This is a genomic window from Paenibacillus planticolens (assembly GCF_013141725.1).
Classification (GTDB): Bacteria; Bacillota; Bacilli; order Paenibacillales; family NBRC-103111; genus Paenibacillus_E; species Paenibacillus_E planticolens.
This window is the reverse complement of sequence record NZ_WHNZ01000017.1, coordinates 117,978-131,835: the sequence shown is the minus strand read 5'-3', so window position 1 is coordinate 131,835 and position 13,858 is coordinate 117,978. Positions and strand designations below refer to the sequence as shown.

At 43.2% G+C, this 13,858-nt stretch carries 16 protein-coding genes; 12 read left to right on the top strand and 4 right to left on the bottom strand.

Annotated features, from left to right (window positions below; genetic code table 11):
• Window positions 1-2: 2 nt before the first annotated feature.
• The 5 genes from GC097_RS09350 (at window position 3) to GC097_RS09330 (ending at window position 4,220) form a co-directional block, all read left to right on the top strand.
• Complete coding sequence (locus tag GC097_RS09350) at window positions 3-641, top strand: acetyltransferase (protein ID WP_171683062.1); 639 nt, start codon at window positions 3-5, stop codon at window positions 639-641.
• Between the two features lie 86 nt (window positions 642-727).
• Window positions 728-1,855 carry a DegT/DnrJ/EryC1/StrS family aminotransferase gene (locus GC097_RS09345; protein WP_171683061.1) on the top strand — a complete coding sequence of 376 codons (1,128 nt, stop codon included), beginning with the start codon at window positions 728-730 and terminating at the stop codon, window positions 1,853-1,855.
• 32 nt (window positions 1,856-1,887) lie between these two features.
• Window positions 1,888-2,973, top strand: a complete 1,086-nt coding sequence (locus GC097_RS09340; RefSeq protein ID WP_171683060.1) for an acyltransferase family protein — start codon at window positions 1,888-1,890, stop codon at window positions 2,971-2,973.
• Between the two features lie 389 nt (window positions 2,974-3,362).
• Window positions 3,363-3,713 carry a helix-turn-helix domain-containing protein gene (locus tag GC097_RS09335; protein ID WP_312875642.1) on the top strand — a complete coding sequence of 117 codons (351 nt, stop codon included), beginning with the start codon at window positions 3,363-3,365 and terminating at the stop codon, window positions 3,711-3,713.
• Between the two features lie 165 nt (window positions 3,714-3,878).
• On the top strand, window positions 3,879-4,220 hold the full coding sequence (locus GC097_RS09330; RefSeq protein ID WP_171683058.1) for a helix-turn-helix domain-containing protein: 342 nt from the start codon (window positions 3,879-3,881) through the stop codon (window positions 4,218-4,220).
• Window positions 4,221-4,239: 19 nt separating this feature from the next.
• Here the strand turns inward: GC097_RS09330 and GC097_RS09325 are convergent, their stop codons facing one another.
• The gene (locus GC097_RS09325; RefSeq protein WP_171683263.1) at window positions 4,240-4,401 is read right to left on the bottom strand and encodes an anti-repressor SinI family protein; all 162 of its coding nucleotides are present in this window, start codon (window positions 4,399-4,401) and stop codon (window positions 4,240-4,242) included.
• 221 nt (window positions 4,402-4,622) lie between these two features.
• Here GC097_RS09325 and GC097_RS09320 point away from each other — a divergent pair, with 221 nt between their 5' ends.
• The gene (locus tag GC097_RS09320) at window positions 4,623-5,489 is read left to right on the top strand and encodes a metallophosphoesterase (protein ID WP_171683057.1); all 867 of its coding nucleotides are present in this window, start codon (window positions 4,623-4,625) and stop codon (window positions 5,487-5,489) included.
• A 42-nt stretch (window positions 5,490-5,531) separates the two neighbouring features.
• Here GC097_RS09320 and GC097_RS09315 read toward each other — a convergent pair whose 3' ends face one another.
• Window positions 5,532-5,906, bottom strand: a complete 375-nt coding sequence (locus tag GC097_RS09315) for a hypothetical protein (RefSeq protein WP_171683056.1) — start codon at window positions 5,904-5,906, stop codon at window positions 5,532-5,534.
• A 243-nt stretch (window positions 5,907-6,149) separates the two neighbouring features.
• Between GC097_RS09315 and GC097_RS09310 the strand changes: the two genes are divergently transcribed.
• Window positions 6,150-6,656 (top strand): tyrosine-type recombinase/integrase, encoded by a 507-nt coding sequence (locus tag GC097_RS09310; protein ID WP_171683055.1) that lies wholly within the window; start codon window positions 6,150-6,152, stop codon window positions 6,654-6,656.
• A gap of 218 nt (window positions 6,657-6,874) precedes the next feature.
• On the opposite strand, the gene GC097_RS09305 is transcribed toward GC097_RS09310, so the two are convergent.
• Complete coding sequence (locus GC097_RS09305) at window positions 6,875-7,243, bottom strand: helix-turn-helix domain-containing protein (RefSeq protein ID WP_171683262.1); 369 nt, start codon at window positions 7,241-7,243, stop codon at window positions 6,875-6,877.
• 135 nt (window positions 7,244-7,378) lie between these two features.
• Between GC097_RS09305 and GC097_RS09300 the strand changes: the two genes are divergently transcribed.
• Window positions 7,379-7,807, top strand: a complete 429-nt coding sequence (locus GC097_RS09300) for a hypothetical protein (RefSeq protein WP_171683054.1) — start codon at window positions 7,379-7,381, stop codon at window positions 7,805-7,807.
• Window positions 7,808-8,229: 422 nt separating this feature from the next.
• Here the strand turns inward: GC097_RS09300 and GC097_RS09295 are convergent, their stop codons facing one another.
• Window positions 8,230-8,658 (bottom strand): DUF2621 domain-containing protein, encoded by a 429-nt coding sequence (locus GC097_RS09295; protein WP_171683053.1) that lies wholly within the window; start codon window positions 8,656-8,658, stop codon window positions 8,230-8,232.
• 127 nt (window positions 8,659-8,785) lie between these two features.
• On the opposite strand from GC097_RS09295, the gene GC097_RS09290 reads away from it, so the two are divergent.
• From GC097_RS09290 to ppnP, 4 genes are all read left to right on the top strand, one after another.
• A complete protein-coding gene (locus GC097_RS09290) occupies window positions 8,786-9,913 on the top strand; it encodes a deoxyribonuclease IV (RefSeq protein ID WP_171683052.1) in 1,128 nt (375 codons plus the stop codon).
• Window positions 9,914-9,955: 42 nt separating this feature from the next.
• Window positions 9,956-10,855, top strand: a complete 900-nt coding sequence (gene purU / locus GC097_RS09285) for a formyltetrahydrofolate deformylase (protein ID WP_171683051.1) — start codon at window positions 9,956-9,958, stop codon at window positions 10,853-10,855.
• Window positions 10,856-11,046: 191 nt separating this feature from the next.
• On the top strand, window positions 11,047-13,068 hold the full coding sequence (gene tkt, locus GC097_RS09280) for a transketolase (protein WP_171683050.1): 2,022 nt from the start codon (window positions 11,047-11,049) through the stop codon (window positions 13,066-13,068).
• Between the two features lie 228 nt (window positions 13,069-13,296).
• Window positions 13,297-13,614 carry a pyrimidine/purine nucleoside phosphorylase gene (gene ppnP / locus GC097_RS09275; protein ID WP_167052090.1) on the top strand — a complete coding sequence of 106 codons (318 nt, stop codon included), beginning with the start codon at window positions 13,297-13,299 and terminating at the stop codon, window positions 13,612-13,614.
• The last annotated feature ends 244 nt before the right edge of the window (window positions 13,615-13,858 follow it).

Below are 13,858 nucleotides of genomic sequence, written 5' to 3'. Positions count from 1 at the left end.
GATTGGATTTAGTTGTTATCGGTGAGGGTGGCCATAGTAAAGTCATAAGGGACTTAATTAGTTCCAGTAGTGACTACAAAATCATAGCCATTTTGGATGACAAGTACGAGAAGTTAACTCTAAGCAATGACATCTACCTAGGGCCTACTTCCTCTGCACATCTTTTATTGAATCAAATGAACCATCTTAAATTTGTTATTGCTATCGGGGATAATATGATTCGGAAAGCGATTGTTGAGAAACTTGGCTTATCCAAGGAAACATATATTTCACTCATTCACGGTACCGCTATCATAAGTGCAAGCGCTTCTATAGGGATTGGTACGGTTATCATGGCTAATACAATTGTTAGTGCCGATACAGTTGTAGGCGACTATAGCATTATTAACTCAGGTGCAATCGTAGAGCATGACAATATCATTGGGAATTATGTTCACATTGCTCCCAAAGCTACGCTTACTGGCTCAGTGATTGTAAAAGAAGGGACAATGATTGGAGCGGGAGCTACGGTAATTCCGGGAAAGAATATCGGTGAATGGGTAGTTATTGGTGCAGGTGCCACAGTAATCAGCGATATTCCACCCAATAGTACTGCAGTAGGAACCCCTGCAAGAATCTTAAGCAGCCGGAAGTTCGCCTAGTACCCAGCGCTTTTTTTAAAAAACCATAAAAAGGATGTGGCGTAGTGTTTTCGAATAATAAAAGAATATATCTTTCCCCTCCGCACATGAGCGGGAATGAACTTACCTATATCCAAAATGCATTTGATACAAATTGGATCGCTCCGTTGGGTCCGCATGTCGATGCATTTGAGAAGGAGCTTGCCTCCCGCGTTGGGGTAAACGATGCAGCGGCGGTCAGTTCGGGGACGGCCGCTATTCATTTGGCGTTGCGGTTGCTTGATGTAAAAGAAGGGGATACGGTCTTTTGTTCAAGTCTTACTTTTGTCGCGAGTGCCAATCCGATTGTTTATTTGGGAGCTGCACCGGTGTTTATTGATTCGGAACCGGATTCTTGGAACATGTCCCCTCAAGCGTTAGAGCATGCCCTGTTCGATGCTGTTCAAGAAGGGAAATTGCCGAAAGCGGTCATCGTGGTTAATTTATATGGTCAAAGCGCGAAGATGGATGAAATCTTGGAAATATGCCATACTTTTCATATTCCGGTCATTGAAGACGCAGCCGAATCATTGGGGTCCACCTACAAAGGGAGAGCAAGCGGTTCATTCGGGAAATTTGGCATTTATTCTTTCAATGGGAATAAAATTCTTTCGACTTCAGGCGGGGGGATGCTGGTTTCCGATGATGTAGAGGCATTGAATCGAGCACGTTTCCTTGCAACGCAAGCGCGTGACTATGCTGCCCACTATCAACATAGCCAGACGGGTTATAATTACCGAATGAGTAATGTATTGGCAGGAATCGGCAGGGCTCAGTTAGAAGTTTTGGAGGAGAGAATACTTGCAAGAAGAGCTGTCTTTGAGCGGTATTACCAAGAATTAGCTGATCTGCCGGGTGTCCGATTTATGCCGGAACTAGCAAATACCCGATCAAATAGATGGTTGACTGTTCTTGTGCTAGAGGAAAAAGAGGCAGGGATATCTGTCGAGTGGTTGTTAGATGTCTTGGCAGAAGAAAATATCGAAGCTCGTCCGGTTTGGAAACCGCTTCACTTGCAGCCTCTTTTTGAAGGGGTTAGATATTACGCACATAATGACAATGAGAGTGTATCCGAGCAATTGTTTAAAACGGGACTTTGCTTGCCATCCGGATCTAACTTAACGGAAGACGAGCAATCGAGGGTTATTGGGTGTATTAAAAAGTCATTAACGAAGACTAAGAGCTTTAGCGCTTAAAGGTTATTGATTAACTAGGGAGTGGTAATTTTATGATAAAACCTTTAACATCTTTTCGCTTCATTGCAGCTTTAATGGTGTTTTTCTATCATGTTGGTATTTGGAAAGCCTATCAGACAGGATATATTGGGGTTTCATTTTTTTTCATTCTTTCTGGGTTTATTTTATGTATAAATTATCGAGACAAATTTGAAAAAATAGATGTTCATGAAATCAAGAAATTTTACCTAGCTAGATTCGCAAAGATATACCCTACTCACTTATTGACCTTTTTATTAGCAATACCCTATTATTTTTTAATTCCACTTAAACATTCATTTATTCTTTATCTACTACAAGCATTTACAAACGTCTTATTAGTGCATAGCTTTCTTCCTGTTGGTAATTTTTCCTTTAATGGACCATCGTGGAGTATTTCAGACGAGTTCTTTTTTTACGCGATTTTTCCATTTATGATAGTACTAAGCATAAAAAAATTAGGAAGTGGTCGAAAAAAAATATCTACCATAAGTATTTTGTGGTTGATACTGTTAATGGTATCTTTCCTGTTTTCTTACTATAAGAATGATGCAATTAATAATTGGCTATTCTTTGTTTTTCCTATAACTCGAGCTTTCGATTTTTTAGTTGGTGTTACTTTAGGTCTACTATTTATAGAAATAAAAGACATAATAATTTTAAAACTTACGAAAATGACTTTTACTATTTTTGAGATTTTAGCTATTGTGTTGCTATTTGTAAGTATTTATTTTTCACCCAATATGATTCAAAATATTAGATATGATTTATTCTTTACACCTTTTCTTAGTTTGCTTATTTTTACTTTTGCTTTCCAAAAAGGGTATATATCAAATTTTCTATCTAATAAAATATTTATTTATTTGGGTGAAATAAGTTTTTCGTTTTATATGATACATAACTTGGTTCTATCGTACACATTCTGGAGCTTATTGAAATTGAGTATTACACCGCTTACCATAACAGGAAGTCTTTTGGCAACAATTTTATTGAGTTCAATCTTGTATCGCTTTTATGAGGAGCCATTAAGGAAGAAAATCAGATATATGCAAAAAAAATCGAATACAAAGACGTCAACGGTAGTTTTGCCGAGAGGATGAATACGGTTACCTATTGTAATAATTGTTCACCAGACATTTTTTGCTTATGGTGCTGAACCTTTTCAAATAAAGCTATTTTCAGTTCCATGTCAAGGCAGTCCCTATAGAGTATTGAATTGTATACATGCATGACCTTATGATAAGTACGCTGAGCCTTTTTCCACACACTTGCCGAAAGTAAATACATGACATAATCCCTCCCTTTTGTAAACCTTATGAGTGAAATGCCGAATGTATGCTGTATGAAGGAAAATGATGATTAACAGGAAGGAGATGATAGGAGAAAATATAGGGCTGGACCTGAACAAGTTATGCAACCGCTATGCGAGGTCGAGGTGTTGACATGTTAACAAGCAAAGAAATCTTGCCAAAAGTGTCACTGTGGAGTGATGATAACCATGATTGGTCAAAATATTTCAAGTCTTCGTAAACAAAGGGGGTATACGTTGTCCGAACTTTCGGAACGGACAGGTATTTCCAAATCCTATTTAAGCAATATTGAAAGAAATCTCAAGCAGAACCCATCTATTCATGTAATGGAGAAAATCGCAGAGGTGCTCAAGGTAGATCTCAAACTATTGCTGAAAATTGCCGTAGATGCAGAGACCAGTCACCAGCTTGATCAAGAGTGGATGGACTTTATCATTGATTTGAAGCAATCAGGGATTGATAAGGAACGAATTCATGAGTTTAAAATATTGATTGAGTTTATGAAATGGCATAATGATAAAATGAAGTGAAATGTGATTGGTTATGGTAAGGCTAGCCAGATGATGAGAGACACAAATCCAAAAGCCCCTTGCGGGGCTTTTTTTGTTCTTAATAAGAAACAGATTTGTTCTTTGGAAGAAATTCTGGTATAATTAGAAGAGCAACTATAACTTTATTACGAGGGAAGATACAGGATGATTGGAAAACGTGTCCAACAGTTGAGGAAAGAGAAGGGCCTGTCACTGACAGAACTAGCTGAACGTGCAGGTGTTGCGAAGTCTTATATTAGCAGCCTCGAACGGGACATTCAAAAGAATCCTTCAATTCAGTTTCTTGAGAAAATTGCAACTGTTTTGAAGGTACCTGTCGAGCGGTTAATTGATGAACAGGAACAGACGACAGACAATGGGCTTGAACTAGATCAGGAATGGTATGAGATTATTAAAGAAGCTATGACATCCGGGGTTGATAAGCAGCAGTTTCGGGAGTTTCTGGATTTCAACAAATGGAGAATGAAACGACCAAACGATGAATAGCGATGAGTGTTTTCGGAATTTATGGGGACATACAAGGATCGTTTTCAGTTGAATTTTGCGATTTTTGAGTAGTCTGGAAAGGGCTTCTTAGGAATGCGCGAATATCATCCATAGTAAGACCCATCTTACGTGCACTCAAAATGAGATCGATCCATTCCGTATCATACTCTTCGAAATCCATCTGATTTATATTGTTCACAAGTGACCCCTCCAAAACATTTCTTTTGTGATACAAATCGTATCTCGTAGTTTATTATCGCACGTTTGTTCAGCGAAATCAATCCCGATAATATTAAAATTATACAAAGTGTATCAAGACTTTTGTGCCTCCCCTCGACAAATTTTGCATGAGCCACTGAATATTTAGCCCCATATACGCTGAATAGGTTAGGGGAACAGACCATGAACAATAGACGTATCAATCGCAGGACGTTTCTCAAGCATAGTTTATCTGTTGCCGGATCCTTAGGGATTTTGGCGGGATTTAGCGGATTGTATGGCATTTTTGGAGAGCGTTATTGGATTCAGTTGAGAACGGTTCGACTTTCGTACCGCCGTTATCCACCAGCGTTTGCGGGAGTACGGATTGTACAGTTCAGCGATACACACATTGGCAAGCATTACAGTATCGGACATGTGGCCCGGGTGGTTGCTCTGATTCAGCGGCAGAAGCCCGACATTATTTGTTTTACGGGAGATTTATTTGATTCTCAATACGGTGAAGTAACGGATGATGTGATCCCTGTTCTATCGCGGCTTCAAGCCGGGATGGGAAAATTCGCGGTGCTTGGCAACCATGATATGCGTCTTTCATCCGAGCGGGTGAGGGATGTGCTTGAACGATCCGGATTCACTGTACTGGTCAACGACAACAGAACGATTGAACGAGGGAATGGACGCATAAGAGTGGCCGGGCTGGATGAAATATTTCATGGAAAACCCGATTTGCCGCATGCCTTACAAGGTGCCAAGGAGGACGAATTTGTCCTGCTGCTCGCACATGAACCGGATTTCGCCGATACGGCTGTCGCCCATCCAATCGATCTGCAGCTCTCGGGTCACAGCCATGGCGGACAAATTCGAATTCCCTTTTACGGGAGTCTCTTTACACCGGACCTAGGCCAAAAGTACCAAATAGGGCTTTACGGCTTTGAGAAAAGTGAGTTTCAGGTGTATACGAACCGCGGGATCGGAACAACATTGTTTCCAATCCGATTTAATTGTCGACCTGAAATTACGGTATTCGTCCTTGAAACGAAGCTGCCATAACGACAAAAACTCCGCCGGCTGATCCGGACGGAGTTTTATTGTTTAATAACAAAACCACTTCTTCCATATGTCATACGAATCTGCACGTTCATTCCAATATTTGTCATTCCAGCTGATATCATACCAGTCGTAATCGTCCCATTTGTTATTATTTTTGTCGTTATTATTGTTATTTTTGCTGTTATTATTATGATCATTGTCTTTACTATTGTTCTTGTTGTTGCTAGCATTGTTGCTATTATCCTGGTATGTACTTGCACTCCATAATTTACTTAGATTAAAGATCGAAGTGATCTGAGACAGTAAACTGTTCTTCTGAGAACTTCCTTTTTCATTACCTGAGGCATAGGCTGATACAGGAAACGTAATTGCACTGAGGAGCAGCATAATAAAAAGAAACCTAACGATTTTTAACAATGCAGGCGGCCTCCATCCATGATATTTTAGCGTGCGAAAAACGTTCTTTATTAAGAATTATAGGGCGCAGATTAGCGTTTGAGAACAGGAAAAGGCATAGATCATTTATCAAATTTGTGATACAATATGTAACATAGAGCATTTGGGAGGATTGATAGAGTAAAGATTGAGATTACATGTAATAGCGAAAATCAATTAGTAGCATACAATGAAATTTGATAAAGGTTATGTGAGGTGCTATTCATGCAAGTTGTGCAGCCTATAAGAGATCAAGAGAAAATTGAACAATTGCAAGAGGTTTTGAAAGAACAATCGATTCGAGATTGGCTTCTTTTCACGATTGGAATTAATTCCGGACTCCATCTAAGCGATCTTCTGTCTTTGAAAGTCAAGGATGTGATGGATCGGAATGTTGTAAGCGTACGGGAGGAAAAGACGGGTAAATTAAAGACTTTTCAGCTTTCTTCACAGTTAAAAGCCTATATCAAGGAATATATACAATATATGGACGAAGATAATTACTTATTTCCGTCCCAACGAACAGGCAATCCAATCAAGAGAATTCGAGTTTACAGAATTTTAAATCAAGCGGCCAAGCAGGTTGGCTTAACCGACATTGGCACTCATACTCTTCGAAAAACATATGGCTATCATTACTACTTAAAAACAAAAAACGTCTCAGTCCTTAGAGACCTCTTTAATCAATCTGCCCCATCAGTGACTTTGAAGTATATCGGTGTAAATAAATAAAAGCGGTTGCCCCTCGTAAGACTGTCTCGCCAAAGATACATAATGTATCTCATTTCGTGAATACGGTTTCCTTGCTTTTGAGAAAAGCTGAGCGTTGGGAGTAGGTCTACATATGAATCAAGAACATAGCATTTCAATTGATATTCATCAGATTCTTCTCTACCTGGGCATCGACAAACATAAGTTTCAGACGCAGGATGTAATATTTCCTTTACAAACTACTCCAATGAACGCTCAGCCCTTACAAAAGCAATGAATCGTTTCGCTTCGTCCGGGGAAAGTTTTCTGCCGTCAACGGTCAGTGAAAACTTTTGCAAAATATTCTCGTCCGTTAAATCAAGATTTTCTACGAAGTCCCGAACATCGTTATCAAGAATCGTATGCTGAAGATTGGTACGGCCAAGCAAATAGTCAATAGAAACATTAAAAAAGGTTGCAATCTTATTAATGGTTTCGTAATCAGGTTCACGGCGACTTGTTTCATAGTGAGAAAGGGATGCCCTAGAAATTCCTATTTTGTTGGATAATTCTTCTTGGGTTAGTCCTCTTTTTTCACGTAAGAGGGCAATACGATCTCCATACTTCAGCTTGATCATTCCTCACAGTTTATTTTTCTACCATTATATCCACTATGTTTAACGAAATATACCAGAAAACCATTATATCAAAGCAGAGATTCATTTGACTAGATACAAAATGTATTAAGGTGGTGTGAAGGTCGTATGATGTTGACGAAAAGAAGCAAGTTATCGCTGGTTTCACCTCTGCAAGGCAAGCTAACGATTGTTCAAATTAACAAAAGACCGATTCATACGAAATATGCCATGATCGATATTTTGGAACTGGAGAAGTCTCAATTTACGTTTGAGAGTCCATTGATTTTGCCTACCGGTGATGAAGTCATTTATGGCTTTGGGGTTATGGTTTCGAGCCGCATGTTTCATAGCGTAGGCCGCATAGAGCTGTTAAATGAAAAAGAGGACAGCTGTATTTATAAAGCGGTTATTCAACCTAATGACTATGTAGAATCTGAAATGCTTTATGAAATAAACCAACTTGCCACGTTGCAAAATAAAGAATTTGTAAAATTAACAAAAAGCTATGATCCAGACCGAATTTTTGATGACATTATTGTCGATTACATGTGTTGAAATGAATAGACCCCCTTGTTAAGTTACGAAATGTATCTTATAATGTTTTATATATACATATTGTAACAATAAACGACATTTTGATCAGTAAGGGGAGAAAAATAATGGGCAATTCGGATACGGTATATTGTGTAGAATGCAATTCAACCATGGCCAAATGTTATGCAAAAAAGATTTTTAAAACGGGTTTCTATCAGACAACAATTCCTCTGGCTCATTGCCAAAAGTGCGATTCGTTGCGCAGCGTGTGCATACACAGACACAGGTATGAAGAAATGACAACTGAGACTTGGATTTGAATGAATAAGGCGGGATCTGCATGCTAACGTTGGATTGGAATTGTTCGGGATGCCGGAACTTTAGCTGTCATAACAATTAAGCCACTCTCTTCTTATAAATAAGAAATGAGTGGCTTTTTCATTTTAATTCAACAAATGTTTATAAGCGCTATAGTCAATCTGCTCTTTTTCCAGAAAGCTGGTCAAACTTCGATAATCTCTGCGCGGCGTCGCAAGAATATATCCCTCGATGCAGTGCTCCCTCGTTACTTCATTCGCATTTGCCTCCAATGCAACCTGTCCGATTCGAGCGGCAATAGAATGCTTGGCAATATCTCTGAAAGCTGTCGGCACAGGAGAAACCAACTGATCGAGAAAAGCTTTGGAGTCCTCTGTCCATAGATGGCGGGAATTGTCGACATAATGATTTTGCCAATCAAGCTTAGACTTTCCGTCTTCCTTGGGGAGAACTTTCAAGAACTTGCGAAACATGAAGAACCCGCCTACTGACATAAAGAAGAGCAGGACAAATACCCAGAAAATAATGAACCACATGAAATAATTGTTAACCATTTATTTGTCACCTCACTACCATCCAATCATTTCTGATAAGAATTATACCTTATTTCTAGATTTCTTGCGACAATCCGAGTAAAATAGGAAGGTAGTAGACAGATTTTCAGTAAAGGAGCAATGAATCATGCCCAAAATCGGCTCACACGTTTCGTTCTCGGATAAAGGCTTGTTAAATGCAGCAGAAGAAGCAGTTTCATACGGTTCTTCTACGTTTATGATATACACTGGCGCACCGCAAAATACGCGCCGCAAACCGATCGAAGATCAATATATCGAAGAAGGCAAAGCTTTGATGGACAAGCATGCGATCAATGAAATCGTCGTGCACGCTCCGTATATCATTAACCTTGGCTCCTATAAAGAGGATACCTTCGAATTAGCTGTGCGTTTCCTTCAAGAAGAGATTCGCCGGACAGCCTACATCGGGGTGCGCAACATCGTGCTTCATCCAGGGGCTTACACAGACAAAGATGCGGACTACGGGATTGCCCGTATCGCCGAGGGTTTGAACGAAGTATTGGCTGGCGTCAAGGACACGGACGTGAATATCGCGCTGGAAACGATGGCTGGCAAAGGGACCGAAATCGGCCGCAGCTTCGAAGAAATCGCGGAAATTATGGAGCGCGTTGAGTTTAACAACAAACTTACAGTCTGTATGGACACTTGCCATATTCATGATGCCGGCTATGATATCGTGAACGATCTAGATGGTGTGCTGCATCATTTCGACAAAGTTGTCGGCTTAGACAAGCTGGGCGTCGTTCATTTAAACGACAGTAAAAATCCCCGCGGAGCCGCTAAGGACCGCCATGCGCCGCTAGGCTCGGGCTGGATTGGCTTTGAGGCGATGAACAATGTCGCTAACCATGAGAAGCTGCAGCATTTGCCTATGATTCTGGAGACGCCGTGGATCGGTAAAGAAGACAAGACGCAGCGCCCGATGTACGAAGCGGAGATTGCCCTTTTATCCGGTAATCTTAAAGGCCGTTTCGGCGATGAGTTCCTGGATCATGTCGAGCGTATCGACCATTTGTTTGGCAAGAAAGATATTCATTTCCGCGACTATGTTCTGAAAACTTGGGACATTTTGAAAAATGACGCGAAAGCGAAAAAAGCGGACGGACGCGAGCCGTTAGAGCGTTTGTATGATATTTTGCACGAGGAAAGACTGTTGTCCGACCTTAGCGAAGAGCAGCTTAACCAACGTCTGATCGTTTGGCTTGCCGGTCAGGATATTCTTAAGAAGGTCTAACACAGATAGCTTTTTGTCCAGATAGCATAGAGGGGGATTCACATGGAACGGGGAAGTACGAACAGCTCAGCTCGCAGGGAGAGCGAATGGGCGAACAGAGCAAGAATGTTGATCTCTTGTCCGGATCAGCCGGGCATTGTAGCGGCAGTTTCACAGTTTTTGTTTGACTACGGCGCGAACATCGTGCAATCCGATCAGTACACCATGGACCCGGAGGGCGGCATGTTCTTCATCCGGATCGAGTTTGACTTGGACCAGTTGGAGAGCCGCGTCCAGCAATTGAAAGAGGCATTCTCCGCCGTTGCGGACAAGTTCTCCATGGACTGGAGCCTGTCTCTGGCTAGTCAGAAGAAGCGCATCGCGATCTTCGTATCGAAGGAAGATCATGCGTTGCTTGAGCTTCTTTGGCACTGGCGCGCTGGGGATTTGAACGCCGATATTGCCATGGTTATTTCGAATCATCCCGATATGCAATCGTTGGTCGAGCCTTTCGGCATTCCGTATTACCATATTCCGGTTACGGCAGATACGAAGGCAGAGGCTGAGCGCCGTCAGCTTGAAGTGGTGGGAGACAAAGTGGATGCGATTGTTTTGGCGCGCTATATGCAGATTGTCTCGCCATCTTTCATTCAGCATTACGCGAATCGCATCATTAATATTCATCATTCGTTCCTGCCTGCTTTCGTAGGCGGTAAGCCGTATGCCCAAGCGCATAACCGCGGCGTGAAAATTATTGGCGCAACCGCGCACTATGTGACAGAGGAGTTAGACGGCGGACCGATTATCGAACAAGACGTTCAACGGGTTAGCCACCGCGATAATGTGGAAGATTTGAAAAGAATCGGCCGTCATATCGAACGGATCGTTCTCGCCAGAGCTGTTGCATGGCATGTCGAAGATCGCATCATTGTTCACAACAATAAGACTGTCGTCTTCAATTGATGGGAAAGCTAGGCTGTATCCGATAAGGATGCAGTCTTTTTTGGCAGAGAGCCGGATATCCGACGAGTTTTAGCGGTTTATTGTGGCAAAGCCTCAAAGCAAATGGTACAATAATGCAAGCGAGAAAAGTCACTTGTATGTACAAGTTTAAGACTCACGTAAGTATAGACATATAGGAGGGAATTTTCGAAATGACAGCAACAAACAAAACAATTGAACAATTGGCAGTCAACACGATTCGTACTTTGGGCATCGACGCCATTGAGAAAGCCAACTCGGGTCACCCAGGTATGGTTATGGGCGCAGCCCCAATGGCCTACGTGCTGTGGAAACAGCATATGAAGCACAACCCAGCTAATCCGAAATGGGTCAATCGTGACCGCTTTGTACTTTCTGCGGGTCATGGATCCATGCTCCTATACAGCCTTCTTCACCTGTGCGGATACGATCTGCCGATGGAAGAAATCAAAAACTTCCGCCAATGGGGAAGCAAAACGCCAGGACATCCGGAATACGGTCACACGGCAGGTGTTGATGCAACGACGGGTCCGCTCGGACAAGGGATCGGTATGGCGGTTGGTATGGCCATGGCTGAAGCTCATCTGAGAGAGACTTACAATAAAGAGAATTTCCCAGTGATCGACCATTATACATATGCGATTTGCGGCGATGGCGACATGATGGAAGGGGTTTCCTCTGAAGCCGTTTCCTTGGCTGCTCATCTGAAATTGGGCAAATTGATCATGCTGTACGATTCAAATGATATCTCGCTCGATGGCGAGCTGAATATGGCATTCTCCGAGAACGTTCAAGCACGTTTCGAAGCTTACGGCTGGCAGGTGCTGCGCGTAGAAGAGCAGAATGATCTGGCTGCGATCTCCAACGCGATTGCTGAAGCGAAAGCTGACACGACTCGTCCGACGTTGATCGAAGTGAAAACGACAATCGGTTTCGGAAGCCCGAATAAAGGCGGTAAAGGCGGTCACGTTGGACCTCACGGCTCCCCGCTTGGCGGCGACGAAGTGAAATTGACGAAGCAAGCCTATGGTTGGCCGGAAGAGCCGGACTTCTTGGTTCCCGATGAAGTTCGTGCCCACTATGCGGAAATCGGCAAAGAAGGCGCTGAAGCTGAACAAGCTTGGAGCAACCTTTTGAATGATTACATCAAAGCTTATCCTGAATTGGGCAGCCAGTTCAGCGCCGCTGTTAATAACGAATTGCCTGCTGGTTGGGATGCGAACCTTCCGGTTTACAGCCTATCAGACAAGCCAATGGCTACTCGTGCAGCTTCCGGTAATGCGATCAACGCGATTGCTCCTTTGCTTCCGCAACTGATCGGCGGTTCCGCGGACCTTGCGAGCTCTAACAACACGATGATCAAAGGCGAAGCTAACTTCACGGCAAGCAACTATGCGGGCCGCAATGTATGGTTTGGAGTTCGCGAGTTCGGTATGGGTACAGCCATGAACGGTATGGCTTTGCATGGCGGCGTGAAAGTATACGGTGCGACATTCTTCGTATTCTCCGACTACCTGCGTGCCTCCATCCGTCTGGCAGCTCTTATGCAGCTTCCGGTTATCTATGTGCTGACACATGACAGTATTGCGGTTGGCGAAGACGGACCGACGCATGAGCCGGTTGAGCAGCTTCCTGCGCTTCGCGTTATTCCGGGCATCACAGTGATTCGTCCAGCTGACGGGAACGAAACATCCGAAGCATGGCGCTATGCGATTGCTGAGGCTAAAGGACCAGTTGCGCTCGTATTGACTCGTCAAAATCTGCCGATTCTCGAAGGAACGGTTGAAGGCGCGAAAGCGAACCTGAGCAAAGGCGGATACGTGGTATCCGATGCTGCGAACGGTAATCCGGATGCTCAGATCCTTGCAACAGGGTCTGAAGTACAATTGGCTGTCGCGGCGCAAAAACTGCTTCAAGCTGAAGGAATCAACGTACGCGTCGTTAGCTTGCCAAGTTTGGAACTGTTCGAGAAACAGTCCAAAGAATACAAAGACTCCGTCATCCTGCCTGGCGTGAAAAAACGTCTTGCGGTTGAGATGGCGTTCCCGCTCGGTTGGGAGCGTTATGTCGGCGACGAAGGTTCCGTGCTCGGCATCAACACGTTCGGCGCATCCGCGCCTGGCGACCTCGTGCTGAAAGAGTACGGCTTCTCTCCGGAGAACGTTGCAGCTAGAGTGAAAGCATTGTTGGCTTAATACAAGAGTGAGACATCAAGTGAAACATCGCATCGCGTGCGTACGCACACTTGCGCGTTAGTTAACAGCGCCATAGCCCACCCTGCGTGGGCTTGGTCTTTATTTATAGATAAGAAAGTATAAGTTTTATACTTTTGCTTCGCATCTACCTAGACAAACGCGCCCGTCCTAAAAGGACGACGAAATCGTTTATCCTTGATTGCCATTTTAGAGGGGGAACTAATCATTATGTCCAGCTTTGAAAATGTAACAGTATTAACGAAAGCTAACGTTTATTTTGATGGAAAAGTAACAAGCCGCACGGTACAATTCGCCGACGGTACGAAAAAAACGCTGGGCATCCTGCTTCCGGGCGAGTACGAGTTCGGCACAGATGTCAAAGAAATCATGGAAATCCAAGCTGGTGAGCTGAAAGTACTTCTTCCAGGCAGCAGCGAATGGATCAGCATCAACGGTCAAGGTGAGTTCACCGTGCCGGCGAATGCGAAATTCAAGCTCGACGTGAAAACAGTCAGCGATTATATTTGTTCTTATATTAGTGAGTAATAAGGCGCGGAAATCGTGAGAATCCCATACACTTTGTGAACTTCGTTCACTGGTGTGTGGGATTTTTTTGTATCGGCTTAGTCGCGCGGATAGGATGATGCCGGAATCCCACGCTGCGGGAGAAAAGCCGCAAGAGAAGGAAGTTTGCGGCGTGAGAGGGCGAAAAAGGCCGTCTCAGTAGCGGAAACGGCCGAGGAACGCAGTGAGACGTCCGAAAAGGCCGTCTCACTAAGCAACGCTGCAG